This window comes from Paenibacillus melissococcoides (assembly GCA_944800085.1).
In the GTDB taxonomy this organism is placed as follows: Bacteria; Bacillota; Bacilli; order Paenibacillales; family Paenibacillaceae; genus Paenibacillus_B; species Paenibacillus_B melissococcoides.
Genome location: CALYLO010000003.1, coordinates 139,086 through 162,366 on the forward strand (window position 1 = coordinate 139,086; position 23,281 = coordinate 162,366).

Below are 23,281 nucleotides of genomic sequence, written 5' to 3' on the forward strand. Positions count from 1 at the left end.
CGTAATGCCGGAGGAAGAAGAGCATCGGAAAGCCGTATGAGGGAAAACCTCACGTACGGTTTGATGAAGGGGGAACTGAAAAAGTAAAGAAGAGGGTTTTCGCCCTCCAATGAAATTTCAGTTCTCTACTCTACAATCCGAGATGCATTTGCATGAGAAAGGAAGAGGAAGCGTGAAAAAAGTAGATGTAAAAGAGCGGGCCCGCGAGCGGGAGCTGCGGGTGCTGCAGAGATGGAATGAACAGAATACGTTCCAGAAATCGATCGAACAGCGCGAAGGCAAGCCGAACTATGTGTTCTATGAAGGACCGCCGACGGCGAATGGAGCGCCGCATATCGGGCATATGCTGGGCCGGGTTATCAAGGACTTCGTCGGCCGTTACAAGACGATGACCGGTTATCGCGTCCTCCGCAAAGCCGGCTGGGATACGCACGGCTTGCCTGTCGAGCTGGGCGTGGAGAAGCAGTTGGGGATCTCCGGCAAGCAGGAGATCGAGAACTATGGTGTCGAAAAATTCGTCAAGAAATGCAAGGCCAGCGTCTTCGAGTATGAAAAGCAGTGGCGGGAGCTGACGGAAGCCATCGGCTATTGGACCAATATGGACGATCCGTATATTACGCTGGATAATCGCTATATCGAAAGCGTATGGCATATTTTGTCCACGATTCACAACAAAGGCCTGCTGTATCGCGGCCATCGCGTCAGCCCGTACTGTCCGTGCTGCCAGACGACCCTCAGCTCGCATGAGGTGGCGCAAGGATATGAGACGGTCAAGGATCTGTCGGCCACCGTCAAGTTCAAGCTGAAGGACAGCGGGGAGTATGTGCTGGCCTGGACGACGACGCCATGGACGCTGCCGGCCCATGCGGCGCTGGCGATGAACCCGGACATGGATTATGTGCGGGCGCAGCAGGAGGACGGCGTCTATATCGTGGCCAAAAATCTCGTGGACGACGTCATGCAGGGCGAGTACACGATCCTGTCGGAGCATAAAGGGGCCGAATTTATCGGCAAGACCTATGATGCGCCATTCACCTACATCAAGCCGGAGAAAGGCCATCTTATCGTCGCGGCCGGGTTCGTCACGGATGCGAGCGGAACCGGGATCGTCCATATGGCGCCGGCGCACGGGGAAGACGACTACAAGAGCTGCCGCGACAACGGCATCAGCTTCGTCAGCGTCGTGGACACCCACGGGCGCTATACGCCGGAAGTGACCGACTTCGCGGGCCGCTTCGTCAAAGATTGCGATATTGACATCGTCAAGGCGCTGTCGGAGCAGAAGACGCTCTACAGCAAAGAAAAATACGAGCACAGCTATCCGTTCTGCTGGCGCTGCAAATCGCCGCTGCTCTATTATGCGACGGAATCCTGGTTCATTAAGACGACAGCGGTTAAAGATCAATTAATTGAAAATAACAGCAAGGTGGACTGGTATCCATCTCATATTCGCGAAGGCCGCTTCGGCAATTTCCTTGAAGATCTCGTCGATTGGAACATCAGCCGGAACCGCTATTGGGGTACGCCGCTCAATGTATGGGTATGCTCCTCCTGTAAGGAAGAATATTCGCCTGGCAGCCGCCAAGATATGATCGCGCGCGCGGCCGGGCCTGTATCGGAGGATATCGAGCTTCATAAGCCGTATGTCGACGAAGTGAAGCTGCGCTGCCCGCACTGCGAGCATGGCGTGATGGAGCGTACGCCGGAAGTCATCGACGTATGGTTCGACAGCGGCTCCATGCCGTTTGCCCAATTCCATTATCCGTTCGGCAATGAACAGGCGTTCCGCGAGCAGTATCCGGCCGATATGATCAGCGAAGGGATCGACCAGACGCGCGGCTGGTTCTTCAGCCTGCTGGCCGTATCGACGCTGTTCACGGGTCAGGCCCCATACAAGGCCGTCATTGCGACAGGGCATATTTTGGATGAGAACGGCCAGAAAATGTCCAAATCGAAAGGCAATGTCATCGATCCGTGGGAAATTATTAATGAGTACGGCACGGATGCCTTCCGTTGGGCGCTCCTGTCGGACAGCGCGCCTTGGAACTCGAAGCGCTTCTCGAAGCAGATTGTCGCGGAAGCGAAGTCCAAGGTGATCGACACGCTTGTCAATACGCATGCGTTCTATGTGCTCTATGCCAATATCGATCAGTACGATGCGCAAGCTTATGAAGAGCGCACATCCGCCAACAAGCTGGATCGCTGGATTCTGTCCCGGCTGCACTCGCTTATCGGGACGGTGACGAAGGGGCTGGAGGCGAACGACTTCCTGAATCCGGCCAGAGCGATTGAAGCTTATGTGGACGAGCTGAGCAACTGGTACATCCGCCGTTCCCGCGACCGCTTCTGGGGCAGCGGCATGACCGACGACAAGCTGTCGGCTTACCAGACGCTGCGCAAGGTGCTCCTGACCTTGGCGAAGCTGGTGGCGCCTTATGCGCCGATGGTGGCCGACGATATCTACGTCAATCTGGGCGGGGAACGCGAGAGCGTGCACCTGGACGACTATCCGCGGGCAGACGCGTCGCTCATTGATACGGAGCTGGAGCAGGATATGGAGACGGCCCGCCAGATTGTCGAGCTGGCCCGCAACGTGCGCAACGAGACCGGAATCAAGACGAGACAGCCGCTCTCCGAGCTGATCATCTCCCTTGACCGCCCGTTCCATCTGGCGGACTATGAGGCTGTCATCCAGGACGAGATCAATGTGAAGCAGATTCGTCTGGAGACGAGCGACAGCGGATTTGTCGACTTCGTCTTGAAGCTGAACCTGAAGGTGGCGGGCAAGAAGTACGGCAAAAACGTTGGCCCGATGCAGAACGCCCTGAAGTCGATGCCGGCTGACGAGACGCGTCGCATCGTGGAGCAGGGACAGTGGACATTTACGGCAGCGGATGGCGAGGAATTGACCGTAACGCGCGATGAGCTGCTCGTGGAGAAGCAGGCGAAGGCCGGCTTTGCATCGGCTTCGGGCTATCAGATGACGGTGGCGCTCAACACCGAGATTACGCCGGAGCTGGAGCAAGAAGGCTGGGTGCGGGAGGTCGTCCGCGGCATTCAGGATACGCGGAAGAAGCTGGATCTTCCGATTGAGAAGCGGGTCGATCTCGTCATTGACGCCGACGCGGAGCTTACCGCCGCCATTCAGGCGTTCGATGGGACGCTGCGCGATAATGTGCTGGTCAATTCGGTCACCTTCGGCGCAGTCGAAGGCATGGATACGATCGAAGTCGGTTCCAAGACGATCCGGGTGCGGATATCGTAATGCCCTTCGGGCGGATCGATTCTGTGCGGAATGAGCAGCCTGACTCGTGGCAACAATAAGACAGGCGCTTGAATCCGGAATGTGGCATGGAAGAAGAGCGTGGACCTTGGGGGAACCGGAAGGTCACGCTCTTTTTTGTCATTCGGCTTGTACGAGGGAGGCGTAATATTGGCATGCGCAAACAAGATGAGAAGGATAAGCGGGACATTCGAACCGAGAAGGAAAAAATTTGTACGGAACTTCCTGCCGATGTGCCGCAAACTGAGTGGGAAGAACGAAAAATGATGAAGACGATTCATGATTATACGGTCAGTCTGGCGCAAAAAATGGAGAAATCCCGCCTGGACGAGTATACGGCATTGCTCTTCAATCCGCGCAAGCTGATCTGGGTCAATCTGATGGGCGGCATCGCGCGGGGAGTCGGTATCGCCATCGGAGTCACGTTGTTCACCGCTCTGATTGCCTATATTTTACAGCTCCTCGGCGCCTTGAACTTGCCGATTATCGGCGATTTCATTGCGGATCTCGTCCACATCGTGCAGCGCCAGCTGGATACGAAGATGTATTGAGCCGGGCGAGCGAACTTTTAATGATAAGCATCGCCGGTATCATCGGAGCCGTCCTGCGAATAACCTGTCTCATCGGGCTCGAGCAGCGGCTCTCCTTCCCCGCTGTCCATATAGTGACGGTACCGCCGATTGCGAACGATGTACACATCGCTTCCGGTCATATCCGTGGCGAGGAAGCTCTCGAACGATTCGACGAAGCCGTCGACATCGTCGGACGCTTCGATGTACATATTGTCATAGTCATCGATATTGCCATCTTCCTGCATCGCCGGAGTGTTCGACGTGCCCCACGATTCGACAATCTGCCAGGCGTCCTCCCCGTCGAAGCCGTTCTGGGTATCCAATTCATCCAGACTGGTGCGCCCGAAGGGAGGCATCAGGAATTGCTCCTCCACCGGCCGGCGATCGGACACTTGGCGCTGCGGCTCATGCTCGATGCAGTACATCGTAAAAGGCACGGCTTCTAACCGCTCGAAAGGAATCGGGCGCCCGCAGACGGCGCAAATGCCGTAAGTGCCCTTATCGATCTGCTCCAGGGCGTCGTGAATGCGGTTGAGCAGAAATTCATCATGCTCGTTCAAGGCGATGTCCTTGCCCCGTTCGTACAGTTCGGTGGCGACATCCCCCGGGTGATTGTCGACATTGGACAATTCTCCGGTATTTTCGCGGAGCGAACCGGATAGTCCGTAATGGTTGTTGTCGGCCAGCTTGCGGCTAAGTTGAGCCTCTTTGTCGCGCAGCATCTGCTTGAGCGACTCCAATTGCTGTGATGTTAACGAATTCATGGCAGCCGTACTCCTTCCTTAAGGTGTCGTCTGCTTTATAGCATGTGCGATCGGGCGGAAAAACTACGTGGAAAAACGGTGACGGATTGGGTTGTATTGGACGTTATTTTTCAACCTGTGATACAATGAGCGGGGAGTCCGTGCCGTTCGGCCCCCATTTTGAGTTCAGCTTACATCCTGTAAATGAGGTGACAATTGTCTGTGTGGTACTACCTTATCGCTTTGATCGTGTTCCTCATCGATCAAGGCACGAAATGGGTTATCGCGACCCGATTGACGCTATATGAGCAAATTCCGGTAATCGGCAATTTTTTCTTAATCACGTCGCATCGCAATACAGGAGCCGCTTTCAGCATCCTTGAAGATCAGCGCTGGTTTTTCGTCATTGTCACGATCGTTGTCGCTATCGGAATCATTTGGTATATGTACAAAATCCGGCATCAGCAAGGGCATATTTTGCCCATCGGCCTGAGTCTTATCCTTGGAGGAGCGCTCGGCAATTTCCTTGATCGGCTGCTGACGGGCGAGGTTGTCGATTTTCTTCAATTTAATTTCGGAACGTATACGTTCCCGATCTTCAATGTCGCCGATATGGGCATTACGATCGGCGTCGGCTTGGTATTGCTTGACGCGATGCTGTCCGTGAAGCGGGAAAAGGCGCTCGAGGCGGAGATTCAGCGGCATGAAGCCGAGCAAGGCCGTCCAGAAGACGGACAATCGAAGGAAGGATCGGCGCAATGACAGACTTACGAACACCATCGTCAGAGGAAGAAAATCAAGAAGGCTTGGAACAAGATGCGCTGCATTGGACGGTAACCGAGGCGGAAGCCGGGGAGCGCATCGATAAATACATAACCGAATCGTTGGAGGAACCGGTATCCCGTTCGCAGGTGCAGCTCTGGATTCGGGACGCTCATTTGCTTGTGAACGGGCGGAGCGTCAAGCCGAATTACAAGGTCAGCTCCGGCGACGGGATCAAGCTGCGGATTCCGGAGCCGGCTTCGACGGATATTGTGCCGGAGGCGATTCCGCTCGATATTTATTATGAGGATGCCGATGTCATCGTCATCAACAAACCGCGGGGAATGGTGGTTCATCCCGCGCCGGGTCATCTGTCGGGAACGGTGGTGAACGCCCTTATGCACCACTGCAGCGATCTGTCCGGCATTAACGGCGAGCTTCGTCCCGGCATCGTGCATCGCATTGACAAGGATACGTCCGGCCTCCTGATGGCAGCCAAGAACGACCGCGCCCATGCGGAGCTGGCGGCTCAGTTAAAGGCGCACACGGTGCTGCGGAAATATAAGGCGCTCGTTCACGGCAATCTGGCGCATGATCAAGGCACGATTGACGCGCCGATCGGCCGGGATCCGCATGACCGGAAAATGTTCGCGGTGACCGACCGCAACAGCAAGCGGGCGGTGACCCATTTCCAGGTGGCCGAGAGGTTCGGGGATGTCACGTTGGTGGAGCTGCAATTGGAGACGGGGAGAACCCACCAGATTCGCGTCCATATGAAATATATCGGCCATCCGCTCGTCGGTGATCCGATGTATACGCGCGGCGTGCGCGGCATCACGATGGACGGCCAAGCCCTGCATGCGGCCACCTTAGGGTTCATTCATCCTGCCAGCGGTCAATTGCTGCAGTTCGAGGCTCCGCTGCCGGACGATATGGAGCATCTGCTGTACATGCTGCGCAACCGGTAAGACGGAACCGAAGACGATCTTCTCCCGGTTCAAGAAAACGTATTGACAAGTCGCGAGCAAAGTGGGATAATTCATAGCGAACCAAATATTGAACCTTTAAATCAGTCCCGAGAGGCTGGCAAGGTAACGTTCGTAACGAGAAGATTCGTGACGCGAGAGAACGGAGGGGTATGGTCTGCCCGTGAGCAGAGTACTCTTCGTCAACCTATCTCTTGCTGGATGTCGCGGCCTTCTGCGCTGTCATCAAGTAATGGACTCCTTGCCTGTGGGCAAGGAGTTTTTTTGTGCCCCGCGATGTGAATGGTAATAATAACGCCTCTGTGGAACATGCCAAATGCAACGTATAAGCGAAGGGAGTTATGCATTCATGAGTACGGCGGAGTGGAACATCATTATGGATGAGATAGCGATACGAAGAGCCTTGACCCGCATCACACATGAGATTCTGGAACGGAACAAGGGGATAGACAACTGTGTGCTGGTTGGGATTCGCACGCGCGGCATTTACTTGGCGCACCGGATTGCCGAACGAATCCGGCAGATTGAGAATGTGGATATCCCGGTCGGCGAGCTGGATATTACGCGCTACCGCGACGACGCCAAGCGCGAGCCGGAGCAGAACGGCGAGCTGAGCGCATCCTTTCCGATTCACGACAAGAAAATCATTCTGTGTGATGATGTCCTGTATACGGGTCGCACCATTCGGGCGGCGATGGACGCCTTGATGGACCAAGGCCGGCCGCAAATGATTCAATTGGCTGTCCTGGCAGACCGCGGCCACCGCGAGCTGCCGATACGACCGGATTATGTGGGCAAGAACGTTCCTACCTCTAGAACCGAAGAGATTGTAGTGGCCTTGAAGGAAGTCGATGGTTCAGATGAAGTGAAAATCATACATCACAGGGGGTAATCAACATGGCGGTAGTTCAACTGGAGCGTTCTCTGAAAGAACGGAGCTTGCTTGGTTTGAAGGAGATGAGCAAGCAGGAAATGGAGTCCATTTTGGACCGTGCCGATTACTGGAATCGTCAGCCCAACAAAGTAAGCCATGTGCTCAAGGACAAATTCGCCACGAATCTGTTCTTCGAGAGCAGCACCCGAACCCGCTGTTCGTTCGAAGTGGCCGAGAAGCGGCTCGGCGCGGAAGTCATTAATTTCACGGCCCAGGCTTCCAGTGTGGAAAAGGGAGAATCCATCTATGATACGGTGCGGACGCTCGAATCGATGGGGATGGATGCGGGCGTTATCCGCCTGAAGCCGGTAGGTCTCTTGGAACAAATTGCGGAGCGGGTCAAAATGCCGCTGGTCAATGCCGGAGACGGCAACAACGAGCATCCGACGCAGGCGCTCCTGGATATGTACACGATGCGGAAGCATTTCGGAGAGCTGTCGGGGCTGAACGTCGCTATCGTGGGCGATATTCAGCATAGCCGGGTGGCGCGCTCGAATCTGTGGGCGCTGCGGAAGTTCGGAGCGAACGTCAGCTTCTGCGCGCCGGAGCATATGCGGGCGAACGACCTGGATGCCCCGTATATCCCAATAGAAGAAGCGGTGCAGGCCGATGTCGTCATGATGCTGCGCCTTCAACTGGAGCGGCACGAAGGGGATAAGGTGGGGCCGGCGGAGCAATATCGGGCCCAGTATGGATTGACACTTGAACGCGTTGCAGGAATGAAGCCGCATAGCATCATTATGCATCCGGCTCCGGTGAACCGCAATGTCGAAATCGACGACGCGGTGGTGGAATGCGAACAGGCGCGCATCTTTGACCAGATGGCAAATGGAGTGCCGGTGCGGATGGCGGTAATGGAGCGAGCTATGGCGTAACCCTGCCGCGGCGCGGGCAGGTTGCTGAGATAGTCGGAGTCAAGTACAGAGATGAGAGGGGATCGTCTTCATGTTAGTGATTGCGAATGCGAACATATTAAATGAAGCAGGCGAACTTCAGCTTGCGGACTTATGGATAGAGGATGGACAAATTAAAAAAATCGTTCCGGCCGGCTCGGAACCGGCCGGAACGGCGGAAGTACGCGATGTGCAGGGGAAATTCGTCTCGGCGGGCTTCATCGATATGCATGTGCATTTGCGCGAGCCCGGCTTCGAACATAAGGAAACGATCGCTACCGGGACGCGTTCGGCTGCCAAAGGCGGCTTTACGACGATTGCCTGCATGCCGAATACCCGCCCGGTCCTGGGGACTGCCGAGACGATTCGCTCCATCTATGACAAAGCGGAGACGGAGGGCGTCGTGAAGGTGCTTCCGTACGGCTCCATCACGGTCAATGAGCTGGGCCGGGAGCTGACAGACTTCGCGGCCTTGAAGGAGGCCGGCGCGATTGGCTTCACCGATGACGGAGTCGGTGTCCAGAATGCGCAGATGATGAAGGACGCCATGACCTTGGCCAAGGAGCTGGACATGCCCATCATCGCTCATTGCGAGGATGATTCGCTCGTCAAGGGGCGGGCGGTCACCGAAGGAGAGTTCGCCCGCAAGCACGGATTGAAGGGAATTCCGAATGAATCGGAAGCGATTCATGTCGGGCGGGACATTCTGCTCGCGGAAGCGACCGGTGTCCATTATCATGTGTGCCATGTGAGCACGGAGCAATCGATTCGCCTTATCCGGCAGGCGAAGCAGTTGGGCATCCGGGTCACTGCGGAAGTATGCCCGCATCATCTGCTGCTCTCCGATGAAGATATTCCGGGAATGGACGCGAACTGGAAGATGAACCCGCCGCTGCGCTCGCCTCGCGACGTCGCAGCCTGCATCGAAGCGCTGGAGGACGGAACGATTGATATTCTCGTCACTGACCATGCGCCGCATAGCGAAGAAGAGAAGGCCAAAGGAATGGAGCTGGCGCCTTTCGGGATCGTCGGACTGGAGACGGCATTCCCGCTGCTCTACACCCGCTTCGTGGCCACCGGGAAATGGACGCTGTCCTTCCTCATCCGGCGGATGACGACGGATCCGGCCAATGTATTCGGACTCTCGGCCGGACGGTTGAAGCCGGGAGCGCCTGCCGATATTACGGTCATTGACCTGGAGGCGGAGCATGAGGTGAACCCGGAAGAATTCCTGTCCAAAGGACGGAACACGCCGTTCTCCGGATGGAAGCTGAAGGGATGGCCGGTCATGACGCTGGTAGAGGGACGCGTCGTATGGAGCAAGTCATAAAGCGGCCTCGGACTATATCTTATACATCTCAAAAGCACGATTATACATCTCAACGATTTCTTTTGATACCATCGTATTCTGGCTGTCAGGATACCGACATAATAGAATGACCGTCCCGCAAGGACCGACAGAGAGCGAGGAGTGAGAGATATGCAGACTAGATTATTATTGGAGGATGGCACGCTGTTCACGGGGTCCGGATTCGGCGCCGACGGCGAGACGACGGGAGAGGTCGTGTTCAGCACCGGGATGACAGGATACCAGGAGGTGCTGTCCGACCCGTCCTACTGCGGTCAAATCGTGACGATGACCTACCCGCTTATCGGCAATTACGGCATTACCCGGGACGACTTCGAAGCGATCCGCCCGCATGTGCACGGCTTCGTCGTCCGCCGACATGAGCTGGTGCCCAGCAACTGGCGCGCCGAATATTCGGTCGACCGCCTGCTGAAGGAATACGGCGTCGTCGGCATCAGCGGCATCGATACGCGGATGCTTACCCGCAAGCTGCGCCACTACGGGACGATGAAGGGAATCCTGACGACCGGAAGCGAGCCGGTCGAAGCGCTGATGGAACGGCTTGCCGGCACGGAATCGCGCACGGACCAGGTCGCGCTGACTTCCACGAAGCATATTTACTCCAGCCCCGGCCATGGCCCGCGCATCGTGCTGGTAGACTATGGCGCGAAGACCGGAATTCTCAGAGAGCTGACGAAGCGCGGCTGCGATGTCGTCGTCGTGCCGCATGATACGACGGCCGATGAGATTCGGCGCCTTCGTCCGGACGGCATTCAATTGTCGAACGGGCCTGGGGATCCGAAAAATGTGCCGCATGCGGTCGCTACCGTCCGCGAGCTTATCGGCGAATTCCCGTTGTTCGGCATCTGCCTCGGGCATCAAATCTTCGCGCTCGCTTGCGGAGCGGATACCGGCCGGCTGAAGTTCGGACACCGCGGGGGCAACCACCCGGTCAAAGAACTGGCGACGAACCGCTGCTATATTACATCGCAAAATCATGGCTATACCGTATTGGAGGATTCCGTCAAGGGCACGGACCTGCAGGTTACCCATATCAATAATAACGACAAGACGATCGAAGGATTGAAGCATGCGACGGCGCCTGCCTTCTCGGTGCAGTATCATCCGGAAGCTTCGCCGGGACCGTATGACAGCAGCTATCTGTTCGACCAATTCCTCGATATGATTCGCGAGCATCAGAGCAATCGGACATCGGTACCGCGACAGGCGGAGCTGGCCGCACAGCTGAAAGGAGCGCGTTAATATGCCGAAGAACACAGACCTCAAAAAGATTCTCGTCATCGGTTCCGGACCGATCGTCATCGGCCAGGCGGCAGAGTTCGACTATGCCGGAACGCAGGCATGCCAGGCGTTGAAGGAAGAGGGCATCGAGGTGGTGCTCATCAACAGCAACCCGGCTACGATTATGACCGATACCAATATGGCGGATAAAGTATATATCGAGCCGATTACGCTTGATTTCGTCACGCAAATCATCCGCCAGGAGCGTCCGGACGGCTTGCTGCCGACGCTCGGCGGGCAGACCGGCCTCAACATGGCGGTCGAGCTGGCGCGAGCAGGCGTGCTGGAGCAGGAAAACGTGAAACTGCTCGGCACGCAGCTCGATGCGATTGAACGCGCCGAGGACCGGGATATGTTCCGCGACCTCATGCGCGAGCTGGAGCAGCCGGTGCCGGAGAGCACGATCGTGACGTCGGTGGAGGAAGCGGTCGAGTTCGCGAACAGCATCGGCTATCCGATTATTGTGCGCCCTGCCTACACGCTCGGCGGCACAGGCGGAGGCATCTGCGACAATGAGGAGGAACTGCGCGACATCGTCGCCTCCGGCATCCGCTACAGCCCAATCGGGCAATGTCTGATTGAGAAAAGCATCGCCGGCATGAAGGAAATCGAGTACGAAGTCATGCGCGACGCCAATGACAACTGCATTGTCGTCTGCAATATGGAGAACTTCGACCCGGTGGGCGTCCACACGGGCGACAGCATCGTCGTGGCGCCAAGCCAGACGCTGTCGGATCGGGAGTACCAGATGCTACGTTCCGCCTCGCTCAAAATCATCCGCGCGCTCAACATCGAGGGCGGATGCAACGTGCAGTTCGCACTGGACCCGCACAGCTATCAATACTATGTCATCGAAGTGAATCCGCGGGTAAGCCGTTCGTCGGCGCTTGCGTCCAAGGCGACGGGCTACCCGATTGCGAAGATGGCGGCCAAAATCGCGGTCGGCTACACGCTGGATGAGATTGTGAACCCGGTGACGGGACAGACTTATGCATGCTTCGAGCCAACGCTGGACTATATCGTATCCAAAATCCCGCGCTGGCCGTTCGATAAATTCACGCAAGCGAACCGGAAGCTTGGCACCCAGATGAAGGCGACCGGGGAAGTGATGGTGATAGGCCGCACGTTCGAGGAGTCGATACACAAAGCAGTGCGATCGCTCGAAATCGGCCTCCATCGCCTCTGCCTGCCGGAAGCGGCTCAGCTCGAGAATGACGAGCTGGAAGCGCGCCTCAAATCGCCGGACGATGAGCGGCTGTTCCTGCTGGCGGAAGCGTTCCGCCGCGGCTATGAGCTGCAGCGTCTGCATGATATCACGAAGATTGACTGGTGGTTCCTGGATAAAATCGAAGGCATGATCGCCTTTGAAGCGCGGATTCAGGGAGAGTCCGCTCTAAGCGAGCAGACGCTGTATGAAGCGAAGCGCATGGGCTTCACGGACCGCGCCATTGCGGAGCTCCGCCAGGCCGCCCATCATGGCGCGGCGCATACGACGGAAGCGGAGGTGTCCGCGCTCCGCAAGGAGCTCGGTCTCCGGCCGGTCTATAAAATGGTAGATACGTGCGCGGCGGAATTCGAAGCTTCCACTCCTTACTATTACTCGACCTACGAGACGGAGAATGAAGTCTTGTCTACCGAGAAGGAGAAGATTCTCGTCCTCGGCTCCGGCCCGATTCGGATTGGGCAAGGCATTGAATTCGACTATTCGACCGTGCATGCGGTATGGGCTATCCAGGACGCAGGCTACGAGGCGGTCATCATCAATAATAATCCGGAGACGGTCTCGACGGACTTCAACACATCGGATCGCCTCTACTTCGAGCCGCTCTTCTTCGAAGACGTAATGAATGTCATCGAGCAGGAGAAGCCGGTCGGGGTCATCGTCCAGTTCGGCGGCCAGACCGCGATTAATTTGGCGGCTCCGCTGGCCAAGGCAGGGGTGCGGATTCTCGGCTCCAGCCTCGAGAGCATCGATGAAGCGGAAGACCGCAAAAAGTTCGAAGCGCTCTTGTCGCGTCTCGGCATCGCGCAGCCGACCGGAAGCACCGTCACTTCGATCGACGAAGCGGTCGGCACGGCACAGCGCATCGGATATCCGGTGCTTGTCCGCCCGTCCTACGTCCTCGGCGGACGCGCGATGGAAATCGTCTACTCGGATACCGAGCTGCTCAACTATATGGAATATGCCGTGAAAATCAATCCGGAGCATCCGGTCCTTATCGACCGCTACATGCTGGGCAAGGAAGTCGAGGTCGACGCGATTTGCGACGGCGAGACGGTGCTCATTCCGGGCATTATGGAGCATATCGAGCGGGCCGGGGTGCACTCGGGCGACTCGATTGCGGTCTATCCGCCGCAGCATCTGTCCAGGGAGCTGCAGCAGCAGGTGGTCGACATTACGATTCGCATCGCCAAGGAATTGAAGACCGTTGGACTTATTAATATCCAGTTCGTCATCTATCAAAATCAAGTCTATGTCATCGAGGTCAATCCGCGCTCGTCCCGCACGGTGCCGTTCCTGAGCAAGGTAACCAACATTCCGATGGCCAACGTGGCGACCAAGCTAATTCTTGGCGCGAAGCTGAGCGACCTTGGATATCAGGAAGGACTGTGGCCGGAAGACGACCATGTATCGGTGAAGGTTCCTGTCTTCTCCTTCGCCAAGCTGCTCCGGGTCGAGCCGACGCTCGGACCGGAGATGAAGTCGACCGGGGAAGTGATGGGGCGCGACAAGCAGTATGCCAAGGCGCTGTACAAGGGCCTCATCGGTTCAGGCATGAAAATACCGGCAACCGGCGCGATTATTTGCACGGTGGCGGATAAAGACAAGGAAGAAGCGGTGCAATTGATGAAGGGCTTCGCCGGTCTCGGCTATAAGCTGATAGCGACAGGCGGCACCGCCACGGCGCTGGAGGAAGCGGGGCTGAACGTCAAGCGCGTCAACAAGCTGACGGAAGGGACTCCGAATATTCTCGACCTTATCCGGAACGGGGAAGCGCACTTCGTCGTCAATACGCTGACGAAGGGCAAGACCCCGGAACGGGACGGCTTCCGCATCCGCCGCGAGGCGGTGGAGAACGGCGTCGTCTGCATGACCTCGCTGGATACGGTGCGGGCGCTGCTCGAGATGCTGGAGCAGATTAACTTCTCCTCGCGTCCGATGCCGGCCATCCGGAAATAACCGAGATAGACAAGATGCGCGACAAGCAATCGGGGAGGCCTGCGGGCCTCCCCGATTGGCGGGATGCGCATGGGACGGAAAGCATGAACGAGATCGGGAGGAAGAAAATGAGTCATACAGTATCATTTGAACAGGCGGCAGGCCGGGTAATGGTCGCGCTGGATTATGCCGGGACGGCGGAGGCACGGCGCCTCATTGAGCGGCTGGAGGGCATTCCTTGTTATATGAAGGTAGGCATGCAGCTGTTTTACGCGGGCGGCCCTTCCTTCATCCGCGAGCTCAAGGAGCGCGGGTACAGTGTGTTCTTGGATGTGAAAATGCATGACATTCCGAATACGGTAAAGGGCGGAGCGAACAGCATCGCGAAGCTGGGCGTCGACATGTTCAATGTCCATGCGGCCGGGGGCAAGAAGATGATGCAGGCGGCCATCGAAGGCGTCGAGGCGGCGCGCGCGGCCGACCCTTCGCTGCCGCGTCCCGTTGTTATCGCCGTCACGCAGCTCACGAGCACCAATAACGAAGTCATGAATGTCGAGATCGGAATTCCCGGGACAGTCGAGGAGACCGTCGTCCGCTATGCGAAGCTGACGCAGGAAGCCGGGCTTGACGGCGTCGTCGCTTCTCCGCATGAAGTGAAGAGCATCAAGGCGGCATGCGGCGATTCGTTCCGCACGGTGACTCCGGGCATCCGGCCGAAGGGCGCTCCGCTGCAGGATCAGTCCCGCGTCATGACGCCGGCGGAAGCAATGCGCCATGGCACGGATTATATCGTCGTCGGCCGGCCGGTTACGGAAGCGGAGGAGCCTAGGGCAGCCTTACTATCCATTATCGAGGAGTTGATGTCATGATGACCACGACGAAGAGAGAACGCGAGATTGCCGGACATTTGTTATCCATAGAAGCGGTGGCGCTGCGGCCGCATGAGCCGTTCACCTGGACGTCCGGAATCAAGTCCCCTATCTACTGCGATAACCGCTTGACGATGTCTTACCCTGAGATTCGGGGGGCTATCGCGGAAGGCTTCGCTTCCCTGGTCAAGGAATATGCGCCGGATGCGGAAGTCATCGCCGGGACAGCGACCGCCGGCATACCGCACGCGGCCTGGGTGGCGGACAAGCTGGGGCTCCCGATGGCTTACATTCGCGACAAGGCGAAGGGACACGGGAAGCAGAATCAGATCGAAGGCTTGATTCGGCCGGGGCAGAAGGTCGTCGTCATCGAGGATCTGATCTCGACCGGGGGCAGCTCGCTCAAGGCGGCGATGGCTGTCCGGGAAGCGGGTGCGGAGCCGCTTGCCGTATTCGCCATCTTCAGCTATGAGCTGGAAAAAGCGGAGCAGGCGTTCCGGGATGCCGGAATCCCGCTGCACACGCTGTCCCGCTATACCGCCCTCATTGAGACGGCTCTGGACAGAGGCGTCATTCAAGCGGCGGACCTCGATGTACTGGCATCCTGGCTCGTCAACCCGGCTGGCTGGGGCAATTAGCGGAGGAGAGCATCAGTCGAGCCTAACCGACATAACGGTTAGGTTTTTTTTCTTTTATGACAAACATTTAACAGAAAATCTAGTATAACGTAGTAGTATAAACAGGAAATGAACGGAAGCCGGGAAACCTTATTTTTAAGGGAAATGACGGAATAGCATTACAAAGATTGTAACTTTTCTTTCTTTCCTATCGTTTATACTTAGAATTAGTTTTTGACGATATGTCCGAGAAAGGGGCGAATAATGGAATGAAATGGCTTCGCAAACGGAAGAAGTCAGACCGTGCCGAGGCATCCCCGGCTCTCGCGGCGAACGAGCAGGAAGAAGTGGCGCAAGAGAAGACGGAATACATACTGGACAAGACACAAGCTGCAGCATGGCCTGCCCGGGCCCATCCGATCTCTCCGGATGAACCGCTCCTTGAAGTTCGCGGTGTGGAGAGGACGTTCCAGGTCGGCAGCCAGAAGCTGCATGTGCTCAAAGGAATCGAGATGGAAGTGCACCCGGGTCAACTGGTCATGCTGAAGGGCCGATCCGGGTCAGGGAAGACGACACTGCTGAACATGCTTGGAGGGCTCGATCTGCCCACGAAGGGAGAGATCCGGTTCCGCGGAGAACCGTTCTCGACATGGAGCGATGACAAGCGCACCGTGACGCGGCGCAGTGAAATCGGGTTCATTTTCCAAGCTTATGCGCTGATGCCGCTATTGTCCGCTTATGAGAACGTTGAATTGTCGCTGCGGATGGCTAACGTGCCCCGCCATTTGTGGAAGGAGCGGGTCCAATATTGCCTGGAGATGGTTGGTTTGGGCAAGCGCATGAGCCACCGTCCCTTCGAAATGTCGGGGGGAGAGCAGCAGCGGGTTGCGATAGCCAAATCGATTGCTCATAAGCCGCTGCTCTTATTGGCCGATGAGCCGACAGCGGAATTGGATTCACAAATGGGGGCTCAGGTCATGGGCGTATTTCGGCAAATCATTCGTTCGGAGAAAATCGCCATCTGTATGACCACCCACGATCCCACAATTTTGGAGGTAGCTGATCATGTTTATGAAATGGTCGACGGAAGATTCATCACCTAGACGCGGGCGCAAATGGCGCCGTGCCGCTCTGGCACTGATGTGCGGAATGCTGCTGTTCACGTCCGCCTGCTCGCTTCTGCCGGATGAAGAGGAAGAGGAAGTGTTGCCGACCATCACACCGCCTTCGGTATCGAAGAAGCCGGAATATGAAGTGGTTCGGAAGGATATGATTGTTCCTGTCTCCATGACGGGCAAGTTGATGTCCGATCAGGAAGATATCTTGTTCTTCACGCTGGATAATAAACCGATTAAGGACATTTATGTCAAGAACGGCGATTCGGTGAAAAAAGGCCAGGTCATCGCGGAGCTTGACGTGGATGACCTGAAAAAGGATCTTCGTCAGAAGCGTCTGCAGCTGCGGGCCGAAGAAGTGAAGATGAAGGAAACGCTGCGCAAAAAAGACGAGATGGATCCGGTGGAGTTCGAGGAAGCCCAAATTTTGTTCGAACAGAAGCAGCAGGAGCTGGCCGATCTGCAGACGGATATCGACAAGGCGACGCTCACCGCTCCGTTCACGGGCACGATCGTGTCGTTGACGGCGAAGAAGGGCGCGATGTCGAAGAAATACGATCCGGTGGCGATTGTGGCCGATACGACCCGGTTAACCGTAGCCGCGCAGCCGTCGAAGGACGATCTGAAGAAAATTACGCCGGGGATGGAAGCCGAGGTCAGCATCAACTCGGTTGAAGGCGTCATTAAGGGCAAGGTCAAGGCGCTTCCGCTGCCATCGAACGATAATAATGGGGGCGGCCAGGGCGAGCAGCCGGAGCAGGACCGGATCGACAAGTATATGACGATCGAGGTGGAGAAGCTGCCGAAGGGAGTCACCCGAGGCACGATGCTTAGCGTCACCGTCGTGACGAACAAGATCAAGGATGCTCTCGTCATTCCTCCTTCCGCTCTTCGCACGATCGGCTCGCGTACCTATGTCCAGGTCGTCGATGAGAACGGGAAGCGGGAAGTGGATGTCGAGGTTGGAGTGCAGCGGCCGACCGAGATTCAAATAATAGCCGGACTTGAACCGGGTCAGAAAGTAGTGGGCCGATAATATGGGAATTCCGTTACTGCGTTTTTTGTTCCGTAAAATGTGGAATACCCGCTGGCTGACGGTGAGCACCTTGGTAGGGCTTATCGTCGCGGTATCTTTTACGGTCAGCATCCCGATGTACTCCGACGGGGCGTTAAAGCGTGTCGTAACGAAGACGCTGCAGGAGAACAGCGGGGGATTGCCGGCGGGTTCGCTGTTGATGAGGTATCAAGGCTCGAGCGGATCGAAGCTTGATCCGAACGCGCTGCAGGAAGTCGACCGGTATATCCGGGAGGACGTGAAGGAGCAGATCGGCTTCCCGGTTCAGGAATTCGTCAACCTGCGCATTCTCCGCACGACGGAAGTCTATCCGGTCGATCCGACGAAGGTCGATGCGAGCCGGGTCCGTTCGATGACGTTAGGATCCCTGTCAGATCTGGATGACAAGGTTGAATGGACGAACGGCAAGCTGTATGGAGACGGAGAATCCGGAGGCGTCATCGAAGCGGTGATGCTCGAGGAAGCGATGTACCGGAACGACCTTCATGTCGGCGCAGAGCTGGAATATCCGATCAGTGGTTCTAATCCGACGACGCTGCGCATCAAGATCGTCGGGACCTTCAAGCCGAAGGACGAGACGAGCCCGTATTGGTTCCAGGGGCTGGAAGGATTGATGAGCTCGCTCATCGTCTCGCCGGATACCTTCGACAAGACGATTATGGGCGATCACAAAGTCGCTCTTCAGCAGTCAAGCTGGTATTATGCTTTCGATCTGCGCGAGGTGCAGACCAGTCACTTGTCGCCGTTGGAGCGGACACTGAATCGTCTCGGCATCGAACTGTACCAGAAGCTGCCCGGAACGCAGGTGGAGATCTCGTTCGCGAAGGTGCTGGAGGAATTCCGCAGCCAGAGCATCCAACTGCAGATGATGCTGTTCACGCTGGCGGCGCCAATGATCGCCATGGTCTTCTATTACATAGCGATGAATGCCAATCAGGCATTGGAGAAGCAGCAGAGCGACATTGCGGTTCTGCGGAGCCGCGGTGCCAGCACAAGGCAAATTATATGGCTCTATTTGCTGGAGGGCCTTATTCTTGGAGCGGTAGCGCTGGCGGTAGCGCCGCTCATAGGCTGGTTCATGGCCAAATCGATCGGCTCCGCCAACGGATTTCTTGAATTCGTCAACCGCAAATCGATTCCGGTCGGATTCACGACCGACGCGGTCATCTTCGGTACGGCTGCGGTCCTGATCGCGCTCATGGCCAGCGTCATCCCGGCCGTCGTGTTCGCGCGCCAGTCCATCGTCAATCTGAAGCAGAAGCTGGCACGCAAAGACAAGAGTCCGGTCTGGCAAAAATGGTTCCTTGATGTTCTGCTTCTTGCCGCAGCAGGATATGGATATTATATGCTGAACCAGCAGCAGCTCCTGTCCTTCAAGACGGGAATGACCTCGGATCAGCTGCAAGTGCAGCCGTTCCTGTTCTTTATCCCGGCGCTCGCGATATTCGCTTGCGGCCTGTTCTTTTTGCGGCTGTTTCCGCTGCTGCTGCGCCTGTTCCAATGGATTGGCGGCAAGCTGCTGCCGGTTCCGCTGTACTTGACGCTGACCCAATTGTCCCGCTCCGCCAAATCATATTATCCGCTTATGATTTTGCTTATTCTGACGCTCGGGCTTGGCGTATATAATGCATCGGCTGCACGGACGATCGACACGAATTCAACGGAACGCACGCTGTATCAATATGGCGCCGATGCCGTCATCGAGACGGTATGGGAAAGCACGCTCGTCGTCGATCGGAAGGATCAGGGGGGCAATCAAGGCGGTAACAATGGAGGCAACAATGGAGGAGGCGGTGCCGGAGGACCGGGAAGTCCAGGCGGACCTGGCGGGCAGCAGCCTCCGAAAGGGAAGCAGATTTTGAACGAACCTCCATTTGAAGTGTTCCGCAAGCTGCCGGGCGTCGAGGCGGCAGCCAGAGTCATGCAGACGAAGGCCAATGTCGTTGTCTCCGGACGTTCTATCGGCCAGGGGATGGTCGTCGGCATCGATAATGACGAGTTCGCGAAGGTGGCCTGGTTCCGGAACGATTTATTCCCGCAGCATCCGTTTAAATATTTGGATGCATTAGGGAAGTATTATGAGGGCGCGGCCGTCATTATTCCGACCAATGTCGCGAAGACGTATGAGTTGAAGCCGGGGGATGTCATTTCTATCTCCCTTCAGGATCAGATGGTAGAGTTCGTTGTCGCGGCGATACTCCCGTACTGGCCGAGTCAATATCCGGATCAGACGCCGTTTTTTATTACGAATCTGGAATATATTTATGATCAGGTGCCTCTTATGAAATACGATGTATGGCTCAAGATGAAGGAGAAAGCGCCGCTTGCGCCAGCGCTTGAAGAGCTTCAGAAAGCAAACATCGAGATCGTCTCCTACAAGGATGTGCGGAGCGAACTGGCGAGACTGAGCAAGCATCCGACTCGCGGAGGCATCTTCGGCATCCTGAGCATGGGCTTCCTGATTTCGGTAATCATTTCGCTTATCGGTTATTTGCTGTACTGGTTCTTCAACTTATCGAGCCGTGTCGTGCAGTTCGGGATTTTGCGGGCGATGGGTCTGTCGCGCCGGCAGTTGACAGGGATGCTGCTGCTGGAACAAATCTTCACCGCGGGTTTATCGATCGGAATAGGTATTTTGCTTGGGAAGCTGGCTAGCCGCCTGTTCCTTCCGTTCCTGCAATCTGCCGAAAATGCGAAGATGCAGGTGCCGCCGTTCCGAATCATTTTCGATGCGAAAGATACGATGCAGCTATATGCCGTTGTCGGGGTCATGATTCTGACTGGCGCGACGCTGCTGTTCATGCAGATTCGCAGGCTGCGGGTGCATCAAGCCGTGAAGATGGGAGAGGAGCGTTAAGCGATGATTCATTGTGAAGGTCTTGTCAAAATTTACAAGACAGACGAAATCGAAGTCGTAGCCCTGCAAGGCTTGAACTTGACCGTCAAGCAAGGAGAGCTGATGGCGATCATCGGGAACAGCGGCAGCGGCAAATCGACATTGCTGAATACGTTGGGCGGCTTGGACCGCCCTTCTGCCGGTACCGTGCGGGTCGATAAATGGGATCTGCTGAAGATAACCGATGAGCAGTTGGTCGAATACAAGCGGGATACGGTCGGATTCATTTGGCAGAACAATGCCCGGAATCTGCTTCCTTATTTGACCGCACTGGAAAATGTGGAAGTGCCGATGATGCTCGCAGGGAAGATGGACCGGGCCTATGCGAAGGAGCTGCTGGAGGCGGTCGGCCTGGGCCATCGGATGAACAACAAGCTGCACCAGCTCTCGGGCGGGGAACAGCAGCGGGTGGCCATCGCCATCTCGCTGGCGAATCGTCCTCAATTATTATTGGCGGACGAACCGACGGGGTCGGTAGACACGCAGACTTCCGATATGATCATGGATATTTTCCGCCGCATGAACCGGGAGATGGGAGTCACGGTTGTCATTGTCACCCACGATCTGGCGCTGGCGGGCAAGGTCGATCGGGTCGTTGCGATTCGCGACGGCTTGACCAGCACCGAGTTCATCAAGCGGAATCCGAACCTGAACGGGGAGGAGGAGCAAGGGTTTGCAGGGCAAGGACTGCAGGATCATCATGAAGCGTATGTCGTCGTCGACCGCGTTGGACGCCTGCAGGTGCCGAAGGAGTACCTGGAGGCTCTCCAAATTACAGATAAGGCATCCATGGAGATAGACGGAGATAAAATTATTATCCGCACACCGAAAGAGTTGGAGGGGTAACCAGTGGGTTCAAAAAAATGGGTACGAAAGCTGTTATTGGCGACCATGGCCATGGCGATGATTATTCCGATGCTGGCAGCTTGCACGAAGACAGATGAAGTGAAGCCGGGCCAAGAGCGCGTGCTTCGCATCGGCGTCTTATACGGCGGGAATGACGACACTTATTTCCGTTCTCAGTATACCGACGTGTACGAGTTTTCGAAGCAGGGGGCCGTTCGCATTGAGATCGTCCCTGCTGTGGATCAATCCGACCGATGGGGGTCGAATGGGGAGTATAAGCAGCCGGATTATGTAGAGGCATTGAAGAAGATTATGACCGGAGCCAACCCGGTGGATGTGGTGGTTGTCGATGCCAGCCAGTATCTCCAGCTTGCCCGGGACGGCCTGCTTAAGCAGCTCGATCCGCTCATTCAACAGGATAAAATCGATACGAACGAATTCGTGCCGACGGTCATTGACGGGTTGAAGGCGATGGGAGACAATAACTTGTACGGCTTAGCCCCTACATTCAGCTCTCAGGCTTTATTCTATAATAGAACATTATTCAATGAAGCAGGGGTCGAGCCTCCGACCGACAATATGACATGGGATCAAGTGTTCGACAAGGCTAAGCTTGTATCCAAGGGCGAAGGCAAGGATCGCGTCTATGGCTTCTCCTTCAATCATTATTTCGGCAGCGACCCGTTCTGGGATATGGTAAATACCTATGTTGATCCGCTTAATCTCCGGTTGATCGATGACAAGGCGGATAATATGACAGTCAATAGTCCGAAGTGGGAGAACGTCTGGACGACGATCTCCAAACTGGTCGCTGAAAAAACAATTCCAGGTCCCAATGCGGAAATGCCGGAGACCCCGGATGGCCAATTCAATCCATTCCAGTATGATAGCTTCCTGTCCGGACGAGTCGCGATGGTGCTCGGCGATTACTCGTTCATCAATTCCGATCTGTCGGACGCGATGAAGAACGCGGACAAAATCAAAGGGTTTACGAAATTCGATTGGGATGTCGTCACGCTTCCTTCCCATGCGGAAGCCCCTGGCGTATCCGGGTTAGTCTCTCTGAACAATATTTTTTCGATCAACCAGAAGGCTCCGAATCCGGAGGATGCCTGGGATTTCGTAAAATTTGTGTCAAGCGAAGAATGGGCGAAGCTCCGCTCCCGCAGCAGCTATGAGCTCGTAGCGCGCCAGAAGTATATTCAGCCCAAGGATGGGATTGACTTTAATATTTCCGCTTTCTACACCGTGAAGCCAATTCTGCCTTCAACGCACGATGAGGACGAATTATTTGGAAAGTATAGTTTATACGAATTGTACGAGATCGGGCGCAACTTGTTCCAGGAAGTGATGGACAACAAGAAGGGCGTAAGCGAAGCACTGAAGGAATGGGAGACGAAGGGAAATCAGGTCTTGAAAAAGAAACAGGCCAATCCCGTCTACAGCAAATAAAGAACTTCACAAGGACCGGCATGCCTGTATAGGCATCGCCGGTCTTTTTCCGTTGCGGCAGCCTCTACTGCCGATCTGCAGCCGCCGCTGGCCGTCCGCCATTGGCCGTCCACCGCAGCTGCCCCGTCCGCCCAACATGGCTGCATGATTGTCGAGCATATCGAACACAATAGTAGCGACTGATGAAGAAAGGAGCCAGGATGGCAATGCATTGGATTTATTGGGGCAAGCTGTATAACACGAAGTTCCAGGCCCGCTGCCTGCAGGAACGGCTGGAGCAGGATGCATGGATTTATGGATATGACACGCCGTATGAAGTTGAGGTCTTCCGCTCCCGCAAAGGAAAGTACGGAGTCCGCTTCGTTCTCTGAAGCGGAAAGGTAAGAAAATATCATTTTTTTATACATTTTTCTGTCAATCGTCTGTGA

General features: G+C 56.0%; 18 protein-coding genes. 17 read left to right on the top strand and 1 reads right to left on the bottom strand.

Going from position 1 to position 23,281, the window contains the following annotated elements; genetic code table 11:
* The first annotated feature begins 172 nt into the window (after nt 1-172).
* Together ileS and OCY70_RS12285 are read left to right on the top strand one after the other, a co-directional pair.
* Complete coding sequence (gene ileS, locus OCY70_RS12280; RefSeq protein WP_261944885.1) at nt 173-3,265, top strand: isoleucine--tRNA ligase; 3,093 nt, start codon at nt 173-175, stop codon at nt 3,263-3,265.
* A gap of 173 nt (nt 3,266-3,438) precedes the next feature.
* Nucleotides 3,439-3,834 (top strand): DUF5665 domain-containing protein, encoded by a 396-nt coding sequence (locus OCY70_RS12285; RefSeq protein ID WP_213430051.1) that lies wholly within the window; start codon nt 3,439-3,441, stop codon nt 3,832-3,834.
* Nucleotides 3,835-3,851: 17 nt separating this feature from the next.
* On the opposite strand, the gene OCY70_RS12290 is transcribed toward OCY70_RS12285, so the two are convergent.
* On the bottom strand, nt 3,852-4,619 hold the full coding sequence (locus tag OCY70_RS12290; protein ID WP_213430052.1) for a TraR/DksA C4-type zinc finger protein: 768 nt from the start codon (nt 4,617-4,619) through the stop codon (nt 3,852-3,854).
* Between the two features lie 201 nt (nt 4,620-4,820).
* Between OCY70_RS12290 and lspA the strand changes: the two genes are divergently transcribed.
* From lspA to OCY70_RS12365, 15 genes are all read left to right on the top strand, one after another.
* The gene (gene lspA, locus OCY70_RS12295; RefSeq protein ID WP_213430065.1) at nt 4,821-5,360 is read left to right on the top strand and encodes a signal peptidase II; all 540 of its coding nucleotides are present in this window, start codon (nt 4,821-4,823) and stop codon (nt 5,358-5,360) included.
* Nucleotides 5,357-6,328 carry an RluA family pseudouridine synthase gene (locus OCY70_RS12300; RefSeq protein ID WP_213430053.1) on the top strand — a complete coding sequence of 324 codons (972 nt, stop codon included), beginning with the start codon at nt 5,357-5,359 and terminating at the stop codon, nt 6,326-6,328. The genes lspA and OCY70_RS12300 overlap by 4 nt, the downstream gene beginning before the upstream one ends.
* A gap of 367 nt (nt 6,329-6,695) precedes the next feature.
* Complete coding sequence (pyrR, locus tag OCY70_RS12305) at nt 6,696-7,238, top strand: bifunctional pyr operon transcriptional regulator/uracil phosphoribosyltransferase PyrR (protein WP_213430054.1); 543 nt, start codon at nt 6,696-6,698, stop codon at nt 7,236-7,238.
* Between the two features lie 5 nt (nt 7,239-7,243).
* Nucleotides 7,244-8,155 (top strand): aspartate carbamoyltransferase catalytic subunit, encoded by a 912-nt coding sequence (locus tag OCY70_RS12310; RefSeq protein ID WP_213430055.1) that lies wholly within the window; start codon nt 7,244-7,246, stop codon nt 8,153-8,155.
* Nucleotides 8,156-8,225: 70 nt separating this feature from the next.
* The gene (locus OCY70_RS12315; RefSeq protein ID WP_213430056.1) at nt 8,226-9,503 is read left to right on the top strand and encodes a dihydroorotase; all 1,278 of its coding nucleotides are present in this window, start codon (nt 8,226-8,228) and stop codon (nt 9,501-9,503) included.
* Between the two features lie 150 nt (nt 9,504-9,653).
* On the top strand, nt 9,654-10,784 hold the full coding sequence (locus OCY70_RS12320) for a carbamoyl phosphate synthase small subunit (RefSeq protein ID WP_213430057.1): 1,131 nt from the start codon (nt 9,654-9,656) through the stop codon (nt 10,782-10,784).
* A gap of 1 nt (nt 10,785) precedes the next feature.
* Entirely contained in the window at nt 10,786-14,004 is a 3,219-nt protein-coding gene (gene carB / locus OCY70_RS12325; RefSeq protein ID WP_261944886.1) for a carbamoyl-phosphate synthase large subunit, read from the top strand.
* Between the two features lie 107 nt (nt 14,005-14,111).
* Nucleotides 14,112-14,852 (top strand): orotidine-5'-phosphate decarboxylase, encoded by a 741-nt coding sequence (gene pyrF / locus OCY70_RS12330; RefSeq protein ID WP_213430059.1) that lies wholly within the window; start codon nt 14,112-14,114, stop codon nt 14,850-14,852.
* Complete coding sequence (gene pyrE / locus OCY70_RS12335; RefSeq protein ID WP_213430066.1) at nt 14,852-15,490, top strand: orotate phosphoribosyltransferase; 639 nt, start codon at nt 14,852-14,854, stop codon at nt 15,488-15,490. The genes pyrF and pyrE overlap by 1 nt, the downstream gene beginning before the upstream one ends.
* 248 nt (nt 15,491-15,738) lie before the next feature.
* On the top strand, nt 15,739-16,572 hold the full coding sequence (locus tag OCY70_RS12340) for an ABC transporter ATP-binding protein (protein ID WP_249725462.1): 834 nt from the start codon (nt 15,739-15,741) through the stop codon (nt 16,570-16,572).
* On the top strand, nt 16,535-17,620 hold the full coding sequence (locus OCY70_RS12345; protein WP_213430061.1) for an efflux RND transporter periplasmic adaptor subunit: 1,086 nt from the start codon (nt 16,535-16,537) through the stop codon (nt 17,618-17,620). Before OCY70_RS12340 ends, OCY70_RS12345 begins: the two co-directional genes overlap by 38 nt.
* Nucleotide 17,621: 1 nt before the next feature.
* The gene (locus OCY70_RS12350; protein ID WP_213430062.1) at nt 17,622-20,516 is read left to right on the top strand and encodes an ABC transporter permease; all 2,895 of its coding nucleotides are present in this window, start codon (nt 17,622-17,624) and stop codon (nt 20,514-20,516) included.
* A 3-nt stretch (nt 20,517-20,519) separates the two neighbouring features.
* Nucleotides 20,520-21,401, top strand: coding sequence for an ABC transporter ATP-binding protein (locus OCY70_RS12355; RefSeq protein ID WP_213430063.1), 882 nt, complete (start codon nt 20,520-20,522; stop codon nt 21,399-21,401).
* Nucleotides 21,402-21,404: 3 nt separating this feature from the next.
* Nucleotides 21,405-22,853, top strand: a complete 1,449-nt coding sequence (locus OCY70_RS12360; protein ID WP_213430064.1) for an ABC transporter substrate-binding protein — start codon at nt 21,405-21,407, stop codon at nt 22,851-22,853.
* 206 nt (nt 22,854-23,059) lie between these two features.
* Nucleotides 23,060-23,224 (top strand): hypothetical protein, encoded by a 165-nt coding sequence (locus OCY70_RS12365; RefSeq protein WP_164776213.1) that lies wholly within the window; start codon nt 23,060-23,062, stop codon nt 23,222-23,224.
* Nucleotides 23,225-23,281: the final 57 nt, after the last annotated feature.

What these genes read in the sequence shown, in the direction of transcription:
- OCY70_RS12285 (WP_213430051.1), top strand. Translation starts at nt 3,439, where the DNA reads ATGCGCAAACAAGATGAGAAGGATAAGCGGGACATTCGAACCGAGAAG.
- OCY70_RS12290 (WP_213430052.1), bottom strand. Translation starts at nt 4,619, where the DNA reads ATGAATTCGTTAACATCACAGCAATTGGAGTCGCTCAAGCAGATGCTG.
- OCY70_RS12300 (WP_213430053.1), top strand. Translation starts at nt 5,357, where the DNA reads ATGACAGACTTACGAACACCATCGTCAGAGGAAGAAAATCAAGAAGGC.
- pyrR (WP_213430054.1), top strand. Translation starts at nt 6,696, where the DNA reads ATGAGTACGGCGGAGTGGAACATCATTATGGATGAGATAGCGATACGA.
- OCY70_RS12310 (WP_213430055.1), top strand. Translation starts at nt 7,244, where the DNA reads ATGGCGGTAGTTCAACTGGAGCGTTCTCTGAAAGAACGGAGCTTGCTT.
- OCY70_RS12315 (WP_213430056.1), top strand. Translation starts at nt 8,226, where the DNA reads ATGTTAGTGATTGCGAATGCGAACATATTAAATGAAGCAGGCGAACTT.
- OCY70_RS12320 (WP_213430057.1), top strand. Translation starts at nt 9,654, where the DNA reads ATGCAGACTAGATTATTATTGGAGGATGGCACGCTGTTCACGGGGTCC.
- carB (WP_261944886.1), top strand. Translation starts at nt 10,786, where the DNA reads ATGCCGAAGAACACAGACCTCAAAAAGATTCTCGTCATCGGTTCCGGA.
- pyrF (WP_213430059.1), top strand. Translation starts at nt 14,112, where the DNA reads ATGAGTCATACAGTATCATTTGAACAGGCGGCAGGCCGGGTAATGGTC.
- pyrE (WP_213430066.1), top strand. Translation starts at nt 14,852, where the DNA reads ATGACCACGACGAAGAGAGAACGCGAGATTGCCGGACATTTGTTATCC.
- OCY70_RS12340 (WP_249725462.1), top strand. Translation starts at nt 15,739, where the DNA reads ATGAAATGGCTTCGCAAACGGAAGAAGTCAGACCGTGCCGAGGCATCC.
- OCY70_RS12345 (WP_213430061.1), top strand. Translation starts at nt 16,535, where the DNA reads ATGTTTATGAAATGGTCGACGGAAGATTCATCACCTAGACGCGGGCGC.
- OCY70_RS12350 (WP_213430062.1), top strand. Translation starts at nt 17,622, where the DNA reads ATGGGAATTCCGTTACTGCGTTTTTTGTTCCGTAAAATGTGGAATACC.
- OCY70_RS12355 (WP_213430063.1), top strand. Translation starts at nt 20,520, where the DNA reads ATGATTCATTGTGAAGGTCTTGTCAAAATTTACAAGACAGACGAAATC.
- OCY70_RS12365 (WP_164776213.1), top strand. Translation starts at nt 23,060, where the DNA reads ATGCATTGGATTTATTGGGGCAAGCTGTATAACACGAAGTTCCAGGCC.